Annotated in this window: 19 protein-coding genes, 4 tRNA genes and 1 riboswitch; of the genes, 6 read left to right on the forward strand and 17 right to left on the reverse strand. The window is 43.6% G+C overall.

The window, feature by feature from the left end; all coding sequences use genetic code 11:
- Positions 1-159 precede the first annotated feature (159 nt).
- The 3 genes from QLG00_RS12730 to QLG00_RS12740 are packed head-to-tail and all read left to right on the forward strand — an operon-like array spanning position 160 to position 2,453.
- A complete protein-coding gene (locus tag QLG00_RS12730; protein WP_151796355.1) occupies positions 160-735 on the forward strand; it encodes a YfiR family protein in 576 nt (191 codons plus the stop codon).
- Positions 736-738: 3 nt separating this feature from the next.
- Positions 739-1,956, forward strand: coding sequence for a diguanylate cyclase (locus QLG00_RS12735; protein WP_004933164.1), 1,218 nt, complete (start codon positions 739-741; stop codon positions 1,954-1,956).
- A gap of 17 nt (positions 1,957-1,973) precedes the next feature.
- Complete coding sequence (locus QLG00_RS12740) at positions 1,974-2,453, forward strand: OmpA family protein (RefSeq protein WP_004933160.1); 480 nt, start codon at positions 1,974-1,976, stop codon at positions 2,451-2,453.
- A gap of 130 nt (positions 2,454-2,583) precedes the next feature.
- Here QLG00_RS12740 and QLG00_RS12745 read toward each other — a convergent pair.
- From QLG00_RS12745 to secA, 8 genes are all read right to left on the reverse strand, one after another.
- A tRNA-Pro gene (locus QLG00_RS12745) sits at positions 2,584-2,660 on the reverse strand.
- A 4-nt stretch (positions 2,661-2,664) separates the two neighbouring features.
- Positions 2,665-2,740 (reverse strand) — tRNA-His (locus QLG00_RS12750).
- A gap of 40 nt (positions 2,741-2,780) precedes the next feature.
- Positions 2,781-2,857, reverse strand: a tRNA-Arg gene (locus tag QLG00_RS12755).
- A gap of 45 nt (positions 2,858-2,902) precedes the next feature.
- A tRNA-Pro gene (locus tag QLG00_RS12760) sits at positions 2,903-2,979 on the reverse strand.
- 130 nt (positions 2,980-3,109) lie between these two features.
- Entirely contained in the window at positions 3,110-4,174 is a 1,065-nt protein-coding gene (gene nadA, locus QLG00_RS12765; RefSeq protein ID WP_004933159.1) for a quinolinate synthase NadA, read from the reverse strand.
- A gap of 135 nt (positions 4,175-4,309) precedes the next feature.
- Positions 4,310-5,530: a bifunctional glutamate N-acetyltransferase/amino-acid acetyltransferase ArgJ gene (gene argJ / locus QLG00_RS12770; protein WP_151815939.1), complete on the reverse strand. Its 1,221-nt coding sequence runs from the start codon at positions 5,528-5,530 to the stop codon at positions 4,310-4,312.
- A gap of 144 nt (positions 5,531-5,674) precedes the next feature.
- Positions 5,675-6,034, reverse strand: a complete 360-nt coding sequence (locus QLG00_RS12775) for a hypothetical protein (RefSeq protein WP_048763575.1) — start codon at positions 6,032-6,034, stop codon at positions 5,675-5,677.
- Positions 6,035-6,179: 145 nt separating this feature from the next.
- On the reverse strand, positions 6,180-8,894 hold the full coding sequence (gene secA, locus QLG00_RS12780; RefSeq protein ID WP_004933148.1) for a preprotein translocase subunit SecA: 2,715 nt from the start codon (positions 8,892-8,894) through the stop codon (positions 6,180-6,182).
- Between the two features lie 342 nt (positions 8,895-9,236).
- Between secA and QLG00_RS12785 the strand changes: the two genes are divergently transcribed.
- Positions 9,237-9,878: a peroxiredoxin gene (locus QLG00_RS12785; protein WP_004933144.1), complete on the forward strand. Its 642-nt coding sequence runs from the start codon at positions 9,237-9,239 to the stop codon at positions 9,876-9,878.
- A gap of 123 nt (positions 9,879-10,001) precedes the next feature.
- Positions 10,002-10,826 carry an MBL fold metallo-hydrolase gene (locus tag QLG00_RS12790; RefSeq protein ID WP_004933140.1) on the forward strand — a complete coding sequence of 275 codons (825 nt, stop codon included), beginning with the start codon at positions 10,002-10,004 and terminating at the stop codon, positions 10,824-10,826.
- Between the two features lie 44 nt (positions 10,827-10,870).
- Here the strand turns inward: QLG00_RS12790 and QLG00_RS12795 are convergent, their stop codons facing one another.
- The 5 genes from QLG00_RS12795 to QLG00_RS12815 all read right to left on the reverse strand — a co-directional run bounded on the left by QLG00_RS12795 (position 10,871) and on the right by QLG00_RS12815 (position 16,299).
- Positions 10,871-11,884 carry an SPOR domain-containing protein gene (locus QLG00_RS12795; protein WP_227264947.1) on the reverse strand — a complete coding sequence of 338 codons (1,014 nt, stop codon included), beginning with the start codon at positions 11,882-11,884 and terminating at the stop codon, positions 10,871-10,873.
- Entirely contained in the window at positions 11,875-13,125 is a 1,251-nt protein-coding gene (gene folC / locus QLG00_RS12800) for a bifunctional tetrahydrofolate synthase/dihydrofolate synthase (RefSeq protein WP_282471149.1), read from the reverse strand. The genes QLG00_RS12795 and folC overlap by 10 nt, the downstream gene beginning before the upstream one ends.
- A gap of 32 nt (positions 13,126-13,157) precedes the next feature.
- A complete protein-coding gene (gene accD, locus QLG00_RS12805) occupies positions 13,158-14,054 on the reverse strand; it encodes an acetyl-CoA carboxylase, carboxyltransferase subunit beta (protein WP_004933131.1) in 897 nt (298 codons plus the stop codon).
- Positions 14,051-14,854, reverse strand: coding sequence for a tryptophan synthase subunit alpha (gene trpA / locus QLG00_RS12810; protein ID WP_004933129.1), 804 nt, complete (start codon positions 14,852-14,854; stop codon positions 14,051-14,053). Before trpA ends, accD begins: the two co-directional genes overlap by 4 nt.
- 386 nt (positions 14,855-15,240) lie before the next feature.
- A complete protein-coding gene (locus QLG00_RS12815) occupies positions 15,241-16,299 on the reverse strand; it encodes a helix-turn-helix domain-containing protein (protein ID WP_151868664.1) in 1,059 nt (352 codons plus the stop codon).
- A 114-nt stretch (positions 16,300-16,413) separates the two neighbouring features.
- On the opposite strand from QLG00_RS12815, the gene QLG00_RS12820 reads away from it, so the two are divergent.
- Positions 16,414-17,289 (forward strand): metal-dependent hydrolase, encoded by an 876-nt coding sequence (locus QLG00_RS12820; RefSeq protein WP_004943510.1) that lies wholly within the window; start codon positions 16,414-16,416, stop codon positions 17,287-17,289.
- A 19-nt stretch (positions 17,290-17,308) separates the two neighbouring features.
- Here the strand turns inward: QLG00_RS12820 and QLG00_RS12825 are convergent, their stop codons facing one another.
- The 4 genes from QLG00_RS12825 to QLG00_RS12840 all read right to left on the reverse strand — a co-directional run bounded on the left by QLG00_RS12825 (position 17,309) and on the right by QLG00_RS12840 (position 20,838).
- Positions 17,309-18,304, reverse strand: coding sequence for a DUF2804 domain-containing protein (locus QLG00_RS12825; protein WP_282471150.1), 996 nt, complete (start codon positions 18,302-18,304; stop codon positions 17,309-17,311).
- 100 nt (positions 18,305-18,404) lie between these two features.
- The gene (locus QLG00_RS12830; protein ID WP_076033618.1) at positions 18,405-18,917 is read right to left on the reverse strand and encodes a DUF1543 domain-containing protein; all 513 of its coding nucleotides are present in this window, start codon (positions 18,915-18,917) and stop codon (positions 18,405-18,407) included.
- A gap of 66 nt (positions 18,918-18,983) precedes the next feature.
- On the reverse strand, positions 18,984-20,213 hold the full coding sequence (gene trpB / locus QLG00_RS12835) for a tryptophan synthase subunit beta (protein WP_004933113.1): 1,230 nt from the start codon (positions 20,211-20,213) through the stop codon (positions 18,984-18,986).
- A complete protein-coding gene (locus QLG00_RS12840) occupies positions 20,197-20,838 on the reverse strand; it encodes a phosphoribosylanthranilate isomerase (RefSeq protein ID WP_252718046.1) in 642 nt (213 codons plus the stop codon). Before QLG00_RS12840 ends, trpB begins: the two co-directional genes overlap by 17 nt.
- A gap of 143 nt (positions 20,839-20,981) precedes the next feature.
- Positions 20,982-21,190: riboswitch (cobalamin riboswitch) on the forward strand.
- The last annotated feature ends 6 nt before the right edge of the window (positions 21,191-21,196 follow it).

Here is a 21,196-nt window from a genome sequence, read left to right on the forward strand (position 1 = left end):
CCCAACCACTCAAGCCAAGTTACTGTTTTTCAACAAGTTTCTATCTGCATCACCGCCGATGGATGTGCATTCTACACTATTTCTCACCCCTTGCAAGCTTGTTTTTATAAAAAAATAAACAAATGTTTACTTATTAACCCATTTGCTTCAATATTTTAAATGAGCAGCTATTTTTTATTCGAATTTTTCGATAAAATAGACAAAATTCACATTTTTAAAGATAATCATGAAATGTATCACAAAGTGATATTAAGATTCTTTTTACTTACACTTCTATGCTTATCAATGGAAGTGTCTTTTGCTTCGCCTGTTCAAAATTTCTATACATTAACTTTATCAATTATGAGTTATAGCAAACTCTCCACAGGAAGCAATACCACACTGTGCGTAATTGATAACCCAGCAGCAGCGGGAATTTTCCAGACACAGATTAAACAATCTACTTATGGATACAAAGTTCAATCTATTCCTGCAGCTAGTTTTGTTAAGACCCAATGTCAGGCCGTTTATTTTTCAAGTCAAACACCTGCGCAGCAAGAGGCATTAATCAATAGTTATCCATCCCACTCATTACTGTCTTTTAGTGCCAATAATATTGATTGTGAAATTGGAAGTATTTTTTGTTTATATCAGCAAAAAGGGAAATCTACTTTTAAAGTTAATTTAGATACGCTCAGTCGCTCTCAAATTCGCATAGATCCCCGCGTTTTACTTTTAGCCAAAAATGCGGAGTAAGTTATGATTTCTCGGCTGTATAAGTCCAATTCATTGCATAGCGTATTCCGCAGATCTCAAGCAACGATTTTTGCGATTACCTTAATTATCTGTTGTTTTACCTTTGTATCAATTTCTACCTTTACAATGGAAACATATACTAAACAGAATTTAAATATTTTGAGTCTAGCTGTCAGTGAGCGTATACAACCTGCGGTGGTTTTTCGGGATCAACAAACAATTTCGCAAATTTTAAATGAATATACCTCACAGCACTCTATCCGAAGCATTGAGGTTTTCGACAATCAAAATATTCAATTAGCCAATAGCACCAAGAGCAAAGCCTACTATTCCAGATTACAAGTTTTACTTGATCATGTTTTTCTAAAAGACCCAGTAAAACTTAAAATTTTTCATAATAACCAGCAAGTCGGACAACTGATCATCTACGGAAGTTCAGAGCGTATTTTACAATTTATTGTTACTATTTTAATTGGATTGGCAGTGGTCATGTTATTTATGATTATTGCGTTGTGGTGGTCAACCAACTCCACCTATCGCTATATCATGCAATCAATGCAACCACTGACTCAAACCGCACAAATTGTTAGCGATCAAAAGGCATACAACCTTCGCTTTCCAAAAAATAATATTAAAGAATTTCAAGATCTAAATGATGTGTTTAATCAACTTTTACATGAGATTCAAACCTGGCACACACATCTTCAAGATGAAAATCATCAATTGTCTTTTGAAGCCAAGCATGATCATCTTACCGCATTGCCGAATCGCAGTTATTTTTATAGTCAACTGTTACATTTGTTTGAGCAACCGAGCTTACGCTCAAATTCGGCTTTAATTTTTATCGATAATAATCAGTTCAAGCGAATTAACGATCAATACGGTCATCCGGCAGGCGATGCAGTTTTAATCGAAATGGCCCAGCGTTTAAAATCACGTATTCGTCAGCATGATTTTATTGCGCGTTTGGGTGGTGATGAATTCGCCATACTTTTAGAATCTGTGCATCAACGTGATCATCTGATTACGATTGCCGAACACTTATTAGAAAGCTGCAAAAAACCTCTCAGTTTTAATGAGCATCAGATTTATTTCAGTTTCAGTATTGGTATTGCTTTTTCCCAGTTTGCCTCGACTCCTGAGGAACTGATCACACAAGCCGATCAGGCCATGTATAAAGCAAAACATCTCCATCATCATTGGTGTATCCACACCCCCTAACCGACAGGCCCCTTATTATGTTTAGTCATCCGTTTAAGATATCGATTTTAGCTGCCATTTGTCTTGTACTTTCCGGTTGTCTAAGCTTCGGGCCGCTAAAGTACAAGCAAGTTCAACTTTTGAAAAAGGAAGGTTTTGTACAAACTGAGGAAGGCTGGACACTTGGCCTACCTGAACGTTTACTCTTTGATTTTGACAAGTCTGAAGTCAATCCGAACCATCGAAATGAATTGGTGCGATTGAGCAATCAACTCAATAAGTATGGGTTACACAAACTTAAAGTGGTGGGATACACAGATAATATTGGCAATCCAGACTATAACATCAAGCTCTCGCAAGCACGTGCTCAGAGCGTAGCCACTATTTTTGTTGAGCAAGGTTTTGTGCGTAGCAATATTCAAACTATTGGTCGTGGTGCTTCTCAACCGTTATTACCTAACACCACCGAAGCAAATCGTGCAGCCAATCGACGCGTAGCGATTATTATTGTGCCGTAATCGAATTGTTCATAAGTTAATACAAAGTTAAATACCGCTTTGTATTAACTTTATAAAATGATAAAAACAACAGACGTAAAAAAACCGCAATAAAGCGGATTTTTTATTTACATCTTTAATTTTTTAAAGATGGTCGGAGCAGTAGGATTCGAACCTACGACCCCCTGGTCCCAAACCAGGTGCACTACCAGGCTGTGCTATGCTCCGAAATTGGGGTGAATGACGGGATTCGAACCCGCGACAACTGGAATCACAATCCAGGGCTCTACCAACTGAGCTACATCCACCACTACTGTGGGTTCTACATTACCAAGCTAATCTACCAAATGGCGCGCCTGACAGGATTCGAACCTGTGACCATCCGCTTAGAAGGCGGATGCTCTATCCAACTGAGCTACAGGCGCATGACCGATGATAAAAAATATCATGCGATACTTCCGCCGATTAATTGGTCGGAGCAGTAGGATTCGAACCTACGACCCCCTGGTCCCAAACCAGGTGCACTACCAGGCTGTGCTATGCTCCGTCTTCTCAGCTTTTACTGTATCGCACATCGTGCGGTACGGTGTGCATTCTAGGCGGGACGCTCAACCACGTCAACACCTAGAATTAAAAAAAGTTAAAAAACGTTATCAAATGTATATTTAACAAGCATTTTAGCGTTTTAGTGATGCACTAAAGCTCAACATTCGATCTAAAGGAAGTTTGGCACGTTCGGCAAGTTGTGAATCGACGTGAATTTCTTGATCAGCATGCTGTAACACATGCAAAATCCCATCTAGCTCGTTCATTGCCATCCATGGGCAATGTGCACATGAACGACAGGTTGCTCCCTCACCCGCAGTCGGTGCTTCCACCAGAATTTTATCTGGCACAGCTTGCTGCATCTTGTAAAAAATTCCGCGATCCGTCGCCACAATCAAACGTTGATTAGGTAAAGTCTGGGCCGCCTTAATCAATTGTGAGGTACTGCCTACTGCATCGGCAATATCAACCACTGACTCAGGTGATTCAGGATGGACAAGCACCGCAGCATCTGGATAGAGCGCTTTCATATTGGCGATGCCACGGGCACGAAACTCTTCATGCACAATACAAGCGCCATCCCAAAGCAACATATCGGCACCCGTTTTTTTCTGGATATAACGACCAAGATGCTGATCGGGCGCCCAAATAATTTTTTCACCTAGGCTGTCGAGATGTTCAATGATTTCAACAGCACAACTCGATGTTACCACCCAGTCTGCACGAGCTTTCACCGCGGCTGACGTATTGGCATAGACCACTACGGTATGATCTGGATGCTGGTCACAAAACGCAGTAAATTCATCGACAGGACAGCCTAGATCCAACGAACAGGTGGCTTCAAGCGTTGGCATCAGAATAGTTTTTTCAGGCGACAGTATCTTGGCGGTTTCTCCCATAAATTTGACACCTGCCACGACCAAAGTTGTGGCTTCGTGGTCACGGCCAAAACGCGCCATTTCAAGTGAATCTGACACGCACCCGCCTGTAGCCTCTGCCAATTCCTGAACATCTGGATCGCAATAATAGTGTGCCACCAGAACAGCATTGCGTTTTTTGAGTTCTTCCTTGATTTGAGCGAACTTAGCCTGTTTAACTTCTGGACTTAAGTGGTGATCCTTTGGCTCACCTAAACGATCTAAATGCGCTTGCACGATTACTTTTGCATCATTTGCAATTAAAGTCGCATCATTCATAAAACGTCTTCTCTATTCTCTGGCTAGCATTTTGCGAGCGCTAAACGTTAAGGTAACTCAGTATTGAGGCAGATGAGCTACTCAAAAAATTGATGTAAAAAAACCTCACGAATGAGGTTCTTTTATCGATCTGAATTAAGATCGATAATCCGCATTAATCTTGACGTAATCATACGATAGATCGCAGGTATATACAGTATCTTTTGCAGTGCCACGGCCCAAATCTACGCGAATGGTCATTTCAGCTTGCGCCATGACGCGCGCGCCCTGCTCCTCGGTATAATCTGCCGCAGCACCTCCGTCACGACAAATCTGAACATCATCCAGCCAGACTTGTACTTTGCTAGAATCGAGTACCGGAACACCCGCCTTACCAATGGCCATTACTATTCGTCCCCAGTTTGGATCGGATGCAAACATGGCCGTTTTGATTAATGGTGAATGCGCAATACTGTAGGCGACATCGCAGCATTCCTGAGTATTTTGTCCACCCTCAACGGCAACAGTAATGAATTTGGTTGCCCCTTCGCCATCACGCACAATTAATTGTGCCAAACGATTCATAACGCGCTGCAATACCTCAAGAAGCGTAGCATAACGAGGATCATGTTCGTTGCTAATTGTTTCACCCCCGGCTTGTGCAGTTGCTACAAAGATACATGAATCGTTAGTTGATGTGTCACCATCGATGGTAATTCGGTTAAATGACTGCTCGACCGTGGTTTTGAGCAACTGTTCCGTCATGGCTTGACTGATTGGTGCATCTGTTGCAACAAAGCCCAACATAGTCGCCATATTCGGACGAATCATTCCCGCCCCTTTGCTGATACCAGTCATGGTGTATAACACGCCATCTAGTTCGAATTGTTCGGAAGCACCTTTTGGCGTGGTGTCTGTGGTCATGATCCCGTAAGCAGCATCAGTCCATGCATGATCGTTTAAGTCAGTCAGTGCCGGTTGAATACCTGCGAGCAAACGCTCGATTGGGAGTTGCTCACCAATCACACCAGTTGAAAAGGGTAAAATCTGATTCGGTTGTACGTGTGCAAGCTCTGCCAGTTTTTCACAGGTTTTTTGTGCGTTTAACAAACCTATGTCACCTGTAGCGGCATTGGCATTGCCCGTATTGATAATTAAGTAACGTGTCGCATTTTCTGTTAAATGTTGTTTTGATACCTGTACGGGCGCTGCGGCAAATGCACTTTGGGTAAATACACCCGCAACACTTGAACCCTCTACAAATTCAAAAATGACCAAGTCTCGTCGATTTGGATAACGCACATATGCCTCAGTTGAACCAATTTTCACCCCTTTCACCACATGCATGTGCGGCATTGTTACGTCACCAACAGCCATTTTAAAATCCCACTGTGTTTGTTATCGGAAAAAGAAAAGCTTAGAGCAATTAATCAGAAAAATCGAGCATTGTGCGATTTGATTTTTTAGATGACTAGATATTAAAAAAGCCAGCATGTAGGCTGGCTTTTTTTCATAAAATGCTTAGTTGGTTGCTGGCTGTGTATTGGTTGCCAACAACGCTTGTTTGGCTTTTTCTTGACTGGTAACTGACAATGCAGGGTTTGATGCCACAATACGGTTTGCATTGGCAGAATTGACTGCTGCAATGGCCGCAGTTTTAAGCACAATTGGACGATTCCCGGTGTTGCCTAAAGTATAACGAATACCCGTACGCGGACTGATCACTGTGGTGCTGTCATTTTGCACCATCACTTGTGCAGTCGTTGGGCCTTGTGCAGCCTGTACTTTATCGACTGTCGTTGTTTGTGTATTCGATTGAGCAATCGCAAAGCCTGGAACTGCCAATGCGACAAGTGCAATTTTTTGTAATAGCTTTTTCATTGTCTAACCAAGTTTTAAGTCAAGATGTGCAAGTAAATACCATTTAATCTCTGAAACTGCAAATGATATTCACACCTTGCAACAACTCGTAAAAAAAGCAGAACATTTCTGTTCTGCTTTTACTTTAATGAGCATTCATCACAATTTAAAGACGACCGTGGCACTGCTTATACTTCAAGCCAGAACCGCATGGACACGGTGCATTTCGACTGGCTGGCGGCACAACATTTTGCTCAGCAGGAGCTTGCTCTTCAATTTCATGCGGTGTAACAGTTCCTGTCAGACCATCGACTTCGTCGTGTTCAAACGACAAACGCATTGCATCAGCCTGTTGCTGTTGCTGCGCTTCAAGCTCTGCCAACTCTTCAGGTGTCGGAATATGAACACGAGACAGATCAGTCACTACATCTGACTTGATTATACCCAGCATGTTTACAAACAGATTAAACGCTTCTTTTTTGTATTCCTGCTCAGGATTTTTCTGGGCATAGCCACGCAAGTGAATACCTTGACGTAGATAATCCATTGCTGCCAGATGATCTTTCCAGTGACGATCAAGTGAATTCAACATAAAGTGACGCTCAAGCATTGCTGCGGATTCATCACCCATCTGCTCGCGACGTGCTCTGTAACGCGCCAGTACTTCGTCGGTAATACGCTGCACCAGTGCCTCTTCATCGAGTCGGCGATCTTCGTCTAACCACTGTTGAACAGGAAGCTCGATCCCCAGATCGACGCGCAAGGCATTTTCCAGACCTTCAATATCCCATTGATCATGGATCGACTCTGGTGGAATGAAGTTTCCAATCAGACCCGCCATCACATCATGATGCATGAGTTCAATCGCATCCTGAAGTGTATGCTCTGCCAAAACGTCATCACGTTGCGAGTAAATGATTTTACGTTGCTCGTTATTGACATCATCGTATTTCAGCAAGTTTTTACGAATATCGAAGTTACGTGCTTCTACTTTACGCTGTGCATTTTCGATAGAACGGCTCACCATTTTATGTTCAATGGCTTCGTCTTCTTTCAGACCCATCGCACGCATCATGCCAACCACGCGATCGCCTGCGAAAATCCGCATCAAGTCATCTTCAAGTGAAAGATAGAAGCGCGATACACCTGGGTCACCCTGACGACCAGCACGGCCACGCAACTGGTTATCAATACGACGTGATTCATGTCGCTCTGAACCCACAATGTGTAAGCCGCCGGCATTAAGTACGATTTCGTGGTCACGTTCCCATTCTGCTTTCAGACGAGCTTCGTCTTCTGCAGTCGGATTTTCGATTTTAGCCAGTTTTGCTTTCCAGTTACCGCCCAAGATAATATCGGTACCACGGCCTGCCATGTTGGTGGCAATCGTAACAGAGTCAGGACTTCCGGCCTGTGCAATAATATCGGCTTCACGTTCGTGCTGTTTCGCGTTTAAAACCTCGTGACGAATACCTGCCTGAGTAAGCTTGTGCGACAGCACTTCACTGGCCTCAATGGTTGCAGTACCCACCAAAATAGGTGCACGCGTCTCTTGAATGGCTCTGATTTCATTCACAATCGCATCGTATTTACCGTTACGATTCAAATAAATCAGGTCGTTCATGTCTTTACGAACCATCGGACGATGTGTTGGAATAATCACGACATCTAATCCGTAAATTTCTTTCATTTCGGCGGCTTCGGTATCCGCTGTACCGGTCATACCTGAAAGCTTTTTGTATAAACGGAAGTAGTTCTGGAAAGTTGTGGTGGCAAGCGTTTGGTTTTCTGGTTGAATTTCCAAACCTTCTTTGGCTTCAACCGCCTGATGTAAACCTTCAGACCAGCGACGACCCGGCATGGTACGTCCGGTATGCTCATCGACAATAATCACTTCACCATTATGAATGATGTAATGTACATCGCGGTGATAAAGAAAATGCGCACGAATTGCAGCGGTTACATGATGAACCAGATTAAGATTGGTCGCAGAATACAAACTTTCGCCTTCGGCGAGTAGCCCCATCTGAATCAATTCTTGCTCAACAGTTTCAAAACCCACTTCGGTCATTTCAACCGAACGTTGCTTTTCATCAATCCAGAAGTGTCCACCATCGGCCACTTTCTCTTCTTTTTGTGGCTGTAGTTTAGGTGGAATATGATTGATTGCCGCATACAACTGTGAAGAATCTTCACTTTGACCTGAAATAATCAACGGTGTTCGTGCTTCGTCAATCAAGATCGAGTCGACTTCATCGATAATGGCATAGTTCAAACCGCGCTGCTTTTTCTCTTGCAGCGAGAACACCATATTGTCTCGTAAGTAGTCGAAGCCGAACTCGTTGTTGGTCCCGTAAGTGATATCGGCGTGATACGCTTCTGCTTTCTCGGTTGGAGACTGCATTGAGTAAATGGTGCCAATACTGAGGCCTAAAAACTCAAACAATGGACGGTTCAACTCAGCGTCACGCTGCGCCAAATAATCATTGACGGTAATGACATGTACGCCCTGACCACTTAACGCGTTTAAATAACACGCTAAGGTGCCCATGAGCGTTTTACCTTCACCGGTACGCATCTCGGCGATTTTACCTTCATGTAAGGTAATCCCCCCGATGAGCTGAACATCGTAGTGGCGCATTCCCATCACGCGTTTTGCAGCTTCGCGACATACGGCAAAGGCTTCGGGTAAAAGTTTATCTAAACTCTCACCGTTTTGATAACGTTGTTTGAATTCTGGAGTTTTTGCAGATAAGTCTGCATCGCTTAAAGCGGATATCGTCGGCTCGAGCGCATTGATTTGATCGACAATTTTACGCATGCGTTTGAGTTCGCGCTCATTTTTTGTACCGAAGATACCTCCGATCAGACTTACCAACATGAATGAAACTCTCTAAAAACTTGCTTATCAGATGAATAAATTTTTTCTCACTCGTTATTATGGAGCCAGAAATTTGAAGTACAAGGGGTTTAAACAAATCCTCTTAAAAAAAACTCCAGCACAACAGAAAGTTGAAAAATCAGACAGTTGCATTAGCCCCAACAATTTGAGTTTTTAGCTGGCCAAGAATTTTTAGATATTTTATTTATTTCAAATACTTAATTTTTAATATATACAAAATATTTATAAGAACATACAAAAACCTTCTTTTTATTTGCAAAAGATTTAGCGCATATTAAAAACCTGCAACGCAATAACAACATATAAACGAGGTTGACTAAAATGACGTTACGTCTAGGCGATACAGCCCCTAATTTTGAACAGGAATCGAGCGAAGGTCAGATTAACTTTTATGACTACTTGGGTGATCACTGGGGTATTTTATTTTCGCATCCGGCCGATTACACCCCTGTTTGTACCACCGAACTGGGATACACCGCCAAACTCAAAGATGAATTTGAAAAACGCAACGTAAAAGCGATTGCTTTGTCGGTTGATGATGTTGAGTCACATCATGGTTGGATTAAAGACATCAATGAAACCCAAAATACCACGGTTAACTTTCCGATTATTGCAGATAAAGACCGTCAGGTATCGGAGTTGTATGGTTTTATTCACCCAAATGCCAGCGAAACTGCAACTGTACGTTCATTGGTGATTATTGATCCAAATAAAAAAGTTCGACTGATCATTACCTATCCGGCATCGACCGGACGCAACTTTCATGAAGTGTTGCGTGTCATCGATTCCTTGCAACTGACCGACAACTATAAAGTGGCCACGCCTGCAAATTGGCAACAAGGCGAAGATGTGGTGATTGTGCCGTCAATCAAAGATGAAGCTGAACTCAAAGAGCGCTTTCCGAAAGGTTATAAAGCCGTTAAACCGTATCTGCGCCTCACTCCACAGCCCGACAAAGACTAATCTTTCGCGTTAAAATGCCCGTTGAAATCACGGACATTTTTTATTTTGATTCAAGATATTCTCTCTTGGATCGCCTCATATTTTGCGGTATAAAAGTTCAAGGTTCTCTTGATTTATTTCGCCATGATCTATCAGATTCATCATTTGCACTGCGGCACGATGTGTCCGGTTTGCGCACCTCTTGTCGGTCAATCGGGATGGCGAGCACATATCATTTGTCATTGCTTGTTGCTCGAAACAGATCAGGGATTGGTACTTATCGATACCGGTTTAGGCATTCAGGATTATCTTCATCCCAAGCAGCGGATTGGGTCTTTCTTGTTAGATATTGGTCAAATCGAACTCAATTTTGAATACAGTGCCATTCAGCAAATCCAAAAATTGGGATTTAGTGCAAAAGACGTCCGACATATTTTTGTTACGCATTTAGATTTTGATCATGCGGGAGGAATATCAGATTTTCCTGAAGCAACTGTGCATGTACTGGCGTCTGAATTTAACGCCACACAGTCATTTAATTTAAAAAACCGTCTACGATACAAAACCGCTCAGTTTAAAAAGCATCGTTACTGGAACTTTGTAGAACATACGCAGGGTGAACCTTGGTTTAATTTTGAGAAGGTTCAGGCTGCCCCACAGTTTAACGACGAGATTTTAATGATTCCTCTTCTGGGACACTCCGCTGGTCATTGTGGGATTGCCATTAAACACTATCAGCGCGGCTGGACACTTTTTTGTGGTGATGCCTATTTTTCTCATCAACAGCTTAAACCAGACTATAAACAAAAAGGACTGGCGCTTTTTGAGCGTGTACTGGCATATGACAACAAGAATCGACTACATAATTTGGCACGTTTACAGCATATGGCACAGCATGAGCCTGAGATCGAGCTCATTTGTGCACATGATGTGGTGGAGTTTGAACGCTACAGAGCCTTAGATAAATAAATATCTAATCATACACACCCAGCTTCAATATTATTTTTAGAGCATTAACGTTGATCTAAAGGAACCCAGTCGATCACCCAAGCAGATTTCATGTTCAAACTTGGATCTGTCACAATTTTCTTACGCGCTGCATCGGCCGCATCACGATCTTTCGACGGTCCAACCATAATCCGAATCCCTTTAGATGTTGGGCTCGTTGTGACTTTATAACCTTTTGCACGCAGCTTTGACACCACTGCATCTGCATTGGCCTGATTGGCTGCAAGTGCTACCTGCACCATCCAGTTTTTATCTCCATGCTCCAGCAATTCACGTGCTTTCTCTGCTTCGGCTTTTTTCTTGGCATCTTCTTTCTTGGCGTCGTCTTCTTTACGCTTTTTATCTTCCTGTGCTTTTTTCTCAGCTTCGGCTTTGCGTTTAGCCTCTGATGCTTTTTTCTCAGCATCAAGCTGACGCTGTTTTTCGTCCGCGGCTTTTTTATCGGCATCGGCTTTACGTTTGGCTTCTTGCTCTTTTTTGAGCTGATCGGCTTTTTTTTGCGCGTCAGCTGCTAAACGTTGCTGCTCAAGTGTTTTTTTTTCTGCCTCACGCTTTTGCGTGTCTACACTGGCTGTAGATTTAGTGCTTTGAGCGGTATTTTTCTTTTCTTCGACTACTTCAGGCGGAATATTGTCAGAACTTTGCTGAGCAGCTTGGCGACGTGCATTGATGGCAGCATATTCCTCTGCAGCCTTACGCGCAGCATCGGCCTCGGCCTGTTGCTGCATGGCTAAAAATTCAGCTGCACGTGCTTCTTGCTCGGCAACTGATTTCTCCCGCGCACGACGTTGCTGTTCAAGTAATTTCTTCTCTGTTTCAACATCAACTGTCATGGACTGCAATTGTACGGGTGCAGTTGAATTGGCATCTTTAGTGGTTTGTTCCACTTTTTGCTGTTGTTCTTCAACGTGTGTCTGATGTATTTCTTCTTTGCCTTTGAGTAGCAACGCAGCCAACAATACCCCACCACCCAATAAAACAACGCCACCCATCCAACGCTGTTTGCTGTTCATTGACATTCTTCCAAATACTCCCAAACCGCTTCTAATGTATGAAACGATCCACAAACCAAAATCAACTGATGCGGTTTAACCTTCGCAATTGCAGTGCTAAATGCGTCTTGAATGCTGTCAAATGTTTGAGTTGTTTGATCTTTCAATGCATGCATGAGGTGTTCGAGCGATGCAGCACGCGGGTTATTCAGCGGCGCTACATGCCAACTCGTAATGGCAGGTTTAAGCAAATCAACCACGGTTGAGATGTCTTTGTCTGCCAGCATCGAAAAGACAGCAATCACTTCTGTGTATTGTTTATTGTATTCTAAGAAATTTCGCAATTGCTTTAACAAAAAATCAACACCATGCCCATTATGGCCAGCATCAAAAATAACGGTCTTTTGCTCAATATTTCGTAGTTCAAAGCGGCCTGAGAGTTTAGCATTTTGAATACCTTGGCAAATTGCATCCTGCGAGACTGTAACGTCACTCATCAAGATTGCTGCAACTGCGGTGGCTATATTTTCAACTGCCAACGAACCTGTAGGAAGTTGTAGCGTCACTCCCGCACTGGCAAATTGCCAAGTGTTGGGTGTCTCTGCAAGCTGATAGAAATAATCACGCTGTGCAACTTGCAAGTTGGCACGGCATTCTGCGGCTTTGCTTGCAATTGCATCGGGAAGCGTTTGTAATCCGCCAAACACAACCGGAATGTCAGGACGGATAATTCCTGCTTTTTCAAAGGCAATTTTTTCGATGGTATCGCCGAGCCAATCGGTATGATCGAGTCCGATATTGGTAATGACCGCGACATCAGGGTCAATCACATTGACCACATCAAGACGTCCACCCAAGCCAACTTCAAGCACCCAAATATCGCAGGCTTGTTTCTGAAAGATCAAAAATGCCGCCAATGTGGTGGCTTCAAAAAATGACAGGCTTAAACCACATTCACGGCGCGCCTGATCCACTTGAACAAATGCTTCAATAAGTTCCTGATCGGTTGCTTCTTGACCTGCCAGCTTAACGCGCTCGTTAAAGCGGTAAATATGCGGAGATTGATATAACCCCACCTTGTAGTCTTGTGCCTGTAATATAGACGCCAAAACAGTGGTGGTTGAGCCTTTGCCATTGGTACCGGCAACGGTAAATATCTTGGCTGAGGGCTGTGTTACCCCCAGTTTTTGGGCCACAGGGAGGACGCGCTCTAGGCCCAAATCAATCCCTGTAACATGAACATGGCCCCAGTACGTGAGCCATGTCATTAAATCATCATTTATACGTGGAGCGTCAAGTTTCAAGGCAAGTTCATCAGCTTAGATACAATGCGAGATACAGTATCACGTAATGCATGACGATGAACAATTTGATCGACCACACCATGATCAAGCAAGTATTCAGCGCGCTGGAACGGCTCTTCTAATGTTTCACGTACGGTTTGCTCAATCACTCGCTTACCAGCAAAGCCGATCATGGCTTTAGGCTCGGCAATGTGCACATCGCCCAGCATCGCCAAAGATGCAGTTACACCGCCGTAAACTGGATGAGTCAATACCACGATATACGGCAATCCTGCATCTTTCATACGCTGAATTGCAGCAGATGTACGCGCCATTTGCATGAGCGACAACATACCTTCTTGCATACGTGCGCCGCCTGATGCAGCAAAACAGATCAAGGCTTGTTTTTGCTCAATTGCACGTTCGGCTGCTTGAACAAAACGATCCCCTACAACCGTACCCATTGAGCCACCCATAAAGTCAAACTCAAATGCACAGGCAATCATTGGAACATTATTAAGTGTACCCTGCATCACCACCAAAGCTTCAGTTTCACCTGTTTTGGTTTGCGCTTCACGCATACGCTCTGGATAAGGTTTGCTGTCGATGAATTTAAGTGGATCTTTGGCTGCAAATTCCTGACCCAACTCGGTGGTCACCTGATCAAAGAACCATGTCAAACGATCACGAGCTTTCATGCGCAAGTGTTCATCGCATGACGGACACACATAGGCATTAAATGCAATGGCAGTACGAGTAACCAGTGCATGACATTCAGGACATTCAATTGTCGGTTCAGTCGAAGTGGCTTTAAGGGCTTGCTGCTCATTGGCAACCTTGATTCCCGGCACTTGACGTTGTGTCCATGGCGTCGATGGGTTTAGGATTTTACCTGGTTTCACTTCTTGATTCATACTAACTCATCGAGCGCAGCTCGAAGCTCCTTGACTTTATTGACCGTTTGTTCAACCGCTTGGTCGATTGCTAACGTAGCAAAAGGTTTAACAAAAGCACTTCCCACAATCACGGCGTCTGCAACTTCACCCATTGCTTTGGCTGAGGCTGCATCACTAATTCCAAATCCGACACCCACCGGAATCGAGGTTTTGGTTTTAATTTTTGCAATGCGCGCTGCAGCTTCTGCAACATCGAGCGTCGCCGCACCCGTCACACCTTTGAGTGATACGTAGTAGATAAAACCACTGGCCTGATTGACCACATGCTGAATACGCTCATCGGTCGAGGTTGGCGCCAGCAAGAAAATCTGATCCATATCATGCTGTTTCAGCACAACATCAAACTCTTTGGCTTCTTCTGGGGGTAAATCCACAAGCAATACACCATCGACACCGCATTCTTTAGCGTATGCGGCAAACTTTTCGTAACCGATGACTTCAACTGGATTGAGATAGCCCATCAAGACCACAGGCGTTTCCTGATCTTTCTCACGAAACGCTTTGATCATATTCAAGGCATCCATCGTACTGGTTCCACCTGCCAATGCACGTTCGGCAGCCAATGCAATCACTGGACCATCCGCCATTGGATCGGAAAAAGGTAAACCAAGCTCAATGACATCAACACCAGCTTCGACCATCTGATGCAACAATGGCACAGTAACCTGTGGCTGTGGATCACCTGCCATCACATATGAAACCAGTGCTTTACGTTGTTTGGATTTAAGCTGTTCAAAACGGGTGGCGAGACGTGACATAGGGTTGTGCTTTCCTTGATTATTTAAAACTGAGGAGTTGTTTGTAGAAATACAAGACACCGCATTTTAACGCTATTTTTTGTTCATTGAACAGTATCGACATTGTGCGATGCATTTATCTTTAGTATTTCATACAACCCATGGCGTACATTTATCAATATTTTGACTTATTTCTCAATGATCAAAGCTTCCTATTTTTTAAAATACTATTGTGTACATTCGATGCAGCTTTGTTCACAAATAATAAAAAAAAACAAACTAAAATATAGAGTTATATGATTAGGTGAAATTTTAAAGTCGCCATTTTGATTGTTCAAAATAGCTTTTTTGATTTTCTTGCTGATTGTGGACAGTTGAATGACAAGAAAAACTGTCTGAGAACTGGTCTATTTTGAGGTATGAGTTGCTGAATCGATACGATGACGTTCGCGAAATTGTTTCGGTGTTTCCCCCGTCCAGCGTTTAAAGGCACGGCCAAAGGCGCTCTGGTCGGCATAGCCTAATAATTCAGCAATTTCTGAAAGCTGGCGCGATTGTTTCAGATATAATTGGCTTTGCTGTAATCGAAATTCATCGACGATTTCCTGAAAATTGAGTGCATGCTGCTTGAGATGGCGCTGTAAGGTTCGTTCGGAGATATGCATTTGCTGTGCAACGTAAGCTTGCAAAATCTCATTTTTCTCTCGAAAAGCCTGTGCGATGAGGCCCCAGATGCGCTGCTTGAGCTGTTGCTGACGATATTCTAGAGAATCTGATGCACGCAAACTTTGCTGTGCCTGATTGGACAAGATTTGATTGAGTTGCTGATCTGCACCAAAACTGCGTGCTTTTAAGACGCGTTCTGAAAAATAAATACGATAGTCACCAGAGACGACTGCTGCGGCGCAGTGATAGAAACGTGAATAATGCATGAGCGGCAAAGTAGGTAAAAAGCCGAGCTGAACCTGTGTTGGAGGAACCAGAGGCTCCTGTACAATGATTTGTGCAATTTTAAAAATAAGTGCCTGATTCAGTTCGTACACCTCCCGATAGTCAATCCAGAGTGCTCCCCAACTGACCTGTATTTCTTGATCATGTTCGATAATTTTAAGCTGCTCAACATTGGTTTGCTTAAAAATAAGGGAATAATATTGTTCAAGCAGTAACAGCGCCTGCTGAAGATTTAAGCTGGTTGATGCCAGATAACCCATCAGCCCCACATCTTGAAGTGTGGCATGTTCGGCTAAAATTAAACTGACGGGTCTTGCAAGCACGGTTTGCATTTGCCTGAGCAGACGCACATAGGTGTCTATGTCAAATCCTTGCTCATCATTTCCATCGAGTGCTTTAGAGAAGCTCTGCCAGTCCACTGCGCGTTCTGTACACTCAGCCAGATGCTCAAGCTGATAATGTCGTCGAACCCGTTCGAGTAAACGAAGATAACCAATAATGATTTTTAATGACATGATGCGCGCTCTGATGTCCCTGTCGCTATTTGTATAAAAATTGGCAATAACTGTCAAAACAAACCAGACGATTGTCGCCATACTGAACTGAATCAGTCGATGAGAATTAAAACAATGAACGCACATGTCCAGTATCAGGTCGATCCGGTGGTTCGTATGCATTTGGATTTTAAACTCGAAGATGTTCCGCGCTTCTGGTTTGCTGGCGATCCTTTTCGAACCCGGATCTTCGATGCCTTGAGTCTGACTTTTCCAGAAGGCGAACGCTATTTCATTGAATGTGTTCGTATGTTTCGAGACAAGCTTCAAGATGAAGACTTACAAGCTCGCGTTGCCGATTTTATTAAACAAGAAGCTCAGCATGGCATTGCGCACGATAAAATGAATCAACTGATGAAGTTACAGGGAATGCCTGTCGATCAGTTTACAGCAACCCTTAAAAAGATCTTCCGTTTCGAGCTTACGCGACGCTCCAAGCAATACAATATCGCCATGACGGCTGCCGCCGAACATTTAACAGCCTTAATGGCCGACACTTTTTATCGTAAAAAAGCGACTCTGGAGAATGTTCATCCATATGTACGCGCGTTGTTGGCTTGGCATGCCATTGAAGAGATGGAACATCGTGATGTGGCGTTTGATGTGATGAAACAGGTGGGTGAAGTCCCTGAAACAACACGTAAACTGGCGTTGGTGATCACAACGCTGCTGATGTCTGGTTTTACCATGTACCGCGCCAATGTGATGCTGCGCTGTGATGGTTTTACTGCACGTGAACGCTTGCAGTTATTTCGACGTGGCTTGCCTTGGTTTATTGGCCCAAATGGCATTTTAACTGCCATGAAACAACCTTATAAAGATTGGTTTAAAGCCGATTTTCATCCGAGTCAGCATGCGGTGATTCATCAATATGAGGTCTGGGTAAAAACCTTTGAAGCAACCCGCGATCCAATTGTAGCCGGTCAGGCATTTTGGGAAGCAGGCCACTAGGCCTGCCTCGTTTTCGCTTTTACCATTTGGCATAATGCTGTTCGAGCAAACCAAGCTCCTGCTCGAACTCAAGACGGTCTTGACCTTCTATGTCGATAATGCCACTGATTCTGGCTTGCCACTGACTAAAACGGCTGCCTACCATTCGTAGATTCAGATTTTCATAGCGTCGCCAGCCTGTGGTGACCTTCAAGTTGAGTTTGCGATCAAGAGAATGTATCTGCCAGTGATGTGCATCCAGTTGTTCAAATAAAACATCTGCTACAGGATAAAGTACACCGTTGATCCAGATACAGTTTTCGTTACCAAAACTTTCATTTACGCCCGATGCCAGATTAATTCCAATTTTTTGATCTTGTGAATGCCAGAAATTACAAGATAACCAGAACCATGCTGTCTCTGGACGCAAGAATCCGCAGGTATCATCAAGTGATGCCATGCTCTTCTGATCAAATTCAATTAATTGTCCCTGTTTATTGGTAAAACATCCTTCAACTGTCAGTGCAGTTTTTTTATGCGTATAGGTCCAGCCGTTGATCCCATTGGGAGAACACAAACTCAAAGCTTGTGTGCCAGCACAAAAAATACGTGCACTAAGAAGAATTTCACCATAGCGGGTAACACGGATATAACGAACACCATTTGCATGCTGCATATCTAGCTCAAATGCTGATGCATAAAAAAAGCTATGGTTAAACAGCGGTTGCTCATCGACTTGTGTTTTACGGGCAAAGGGTTGTAGCGCGTTCCATTCAAGCACTTCTTGGGTGGCATGATTATATAAATAAAAAAAACCGTGTCCGGCCCAACCAATGTCTGCAATCGCGACACCTAAGGTATAGTGCTGATGCTGAATACTACAAAACTTAAACTTTTTATATTTTATTTTTTTACGCCATCCCCGCTCTACCTTGCCATAAGGTGATTTATAGATGTAGCGTTCGGTACTAATAGCAGACGGTTGCTGGGAAAAACGTCCAAATCGCGGCTGACCGTTGTCCTGAATTAAATCCATGTATTCGGCTCCATGACGAAGCACACTCCTTTCAAATCGCTGATTTATTCTTGGGCTTATCAATATATGATTTATTATTACAACTTTAGTCTAAGAGAACTCACTCTAAAATTAAATAAGTATTTTCCCAAACGGTCGAAATAAACGTGCCCTCACTCAAATGCAGATATCGCCCAGCCACGTGGTCGACTGGAATACAATCATCGATATCCAAAATACGATCGGTGTGGCCTTTTTGCCAAAATGTCGGCAGTAAAGTCTTGGCTTGCTGTTTGGCTTCTGAAGCGCTCTGTGCCACCACAAATTTATAGCGATGAAGCTCACCAAATTCATCTGGACAATAACCGCCTAAATTGATTAAAAAAAGTTTGAGATCGTCGTGACGCGGCTGATGCTGTGCAAATTCAATTTTGTAACTATGCGCATGTTGTTTCACGCCATTTAATTTTGCCCACGCGTCGATATGCAGACCTTTTTGTTCACCAAACCATGCGGTCTTTAACTGCGGATAAATATCTTTAAGATCATCGCCGATTGCAAATACGACATCATGCACTTCGGTATTTGCACGCGCATGGCGTCCGCCGAGCATCACCATATATAAACTGGGCATCATTTTTCCTCTCAAAAAAAATGGGCCACCTCAGTCGCCCATTTTGATTTCATAGCAGGGTGATCATTACATTTCGACCATCTCGACCCCATCAATACGCGCAACCGTCATCAGGTCTTTGTCACCACGACCTGAAAGATTGGCGATAATAATCTGGTCTTTATCCATAGTTGGTGCCAGCTTGGTGACGTATGCCATTGCATGTGCACTTTCAATTGCCGGAATAATCCCTTCAATACGGGTCAGATCACGGAAGCCTTGTAAGGCTTCATCATCATCGATTGGAACATATTGCACACGCTGCATGTCTTTGAGGAAGCTATGCTCAGGACCAACGCCCGGATAATCCAAGCCTGCCGAGATACTGTGTGTCTCGATGATCTGACCCTGTGAGTCACTCATCAAATAGGTACGGTTACCATGCAATACACCAACATGCCCTGCATTGAGTGGTGCAGAATGTTTACCGGTCTCAATGCCATGCCCTGCTGCTTCAACGCCATACATTTTCACATCTGGATCGTTCAGGAACGGATGGAACAAACCAATCGCGTTAGAACCACCACCTACACAGGCCACCAGTGCATCCGGTAAGCGTCCGGCTTGCTCTTGAATCTGGCGACGTGCTTCACGTCCAATCACAGACTGGAAATCACGTACCAATTGTGGGTAAGGATGAGGCCCTGCAACCGTACCAATCACGTAATAGGTATCATCTACATTGGTTACCCAGTCACGCATGGCTTCATTCATGGCATCTTTTAGTGTTTTTGAACCGCTTTGCACCGGAACAACAGTTGCTCCCAGCAAACGCATACGGTACACGTTCATGGCTTGACGCTTCACGTCTTCTGCACCCATGAATACCACACATTCAAGACCAAGACGCGCCGCAATCGTTGCCGTTGCAACCCCATGCTGACCCGCACCTGTTTCTGCAATAATTCGCTTCTTACCCGACAATTTGGCCAGTAATGCCTGACCAATCGTGTTGTTCACTTTATGTGAACCGGTATGGTTAAGATCTTCACGTTTTAAATAGATTTGCGCACCACCAAGCTTCTTCGACCATCGCTCAGCATAATAAAGTGGACTCGGGCGGCCTACATAATAGGCAAGATCGCGGTCAAATTCTGCCAGAAACTGTTCATCATTTTTCATACGGCTATAAAGATTTTCTAAATCTTGCAGTGCCGCCATGAGTGTTTCTGATACAAAACGTCCGCCATGAATACCAAAATGCCCACGGGCATCTGGATATTGCGTGTAGTCAATCACGTTATTTTGCTGATCCACATTGGACTCCTTGCATAAATCGTTCGATGAGTTGTTGGTCTTTAATACCTTTTGCGGATTCTACGCCCCCGCTGACATCAACAGCATAAGGCTGTGTGGTGTGGATTGCGTCCGCAATATTGTCGGGCGTTAAACCGCCTGCCAATATCAGTGGAATGTCCAATTTTGGAAATTTTGACCAATCAAATTGATGGCCGGTTCCGCCTTTCAGTTCGGGATGCCATGCATCGAGAAGCATTGCACTTGCACCAGCGGCTTGATAGCGCTGAATTTCCTGAACAATATCAAGTTCAGGTTTGACTTGAATGGCCTTATACCATCGACGCTTGCACTGCTCACCAATGAACTGGCACTGAGCAGGTGTTTCATCACCATGTAGTTGTAATACATCCAAGGCAACAGAATCAAGTACTGATTTAATTTCATTGACGGTTGCATTAACAAATAGCCCAACTACTTGCACGTAAGCCGGAATCTTTTTGACCAATTCTGCCGCTTGTTCGGCTGTGACATTACGTGGACTAGGCGGATAAAACACCAACCCGATTGCATCTGCACCTGAATCGACAACTACTTGGATGTCTTGAGAACGGGTGATACCGCAAATTTTTGCGCGCGTTCGCATATACAAAGGCTCATTAAATTGCCTGACCATAGCCGATCTATCGGTCAGTAAACCACTATTGTAATGCAAATTTTAGACTTTGCATCAAAGTTGAACACGATTGAAGGTATTCAGATTGTTTAATCTTCGCACAAACCTTATACTTCGCTCAATTCGCAATAAGTTAAAGCATTCGCTTTAGGGAAACTGGTGTAAATCCAGTACTGCCCCCGCAACGGTAAAAATGTAAACCATATTTGATAAGCCTTTTGGGCTTACACCACTGCACTTGAGGTGTGGGAAGGTGAATATGCTTGTATCCAAAAGATACGCCATTTGAGTCCGGAGACCTGCTTATTGCTTCTATCCACTCAATCAT

Source organism: Acinetobacter sp. V89_7 (genome assembly GCF_029967895.1).
GTDB classification, from domain to species: Bacteria; Pseudomonadota; Gammaproteobacteria; order Pseudomonadales; family Moraxellaceae; genus Acinetobacter; species Acinetobacter soli.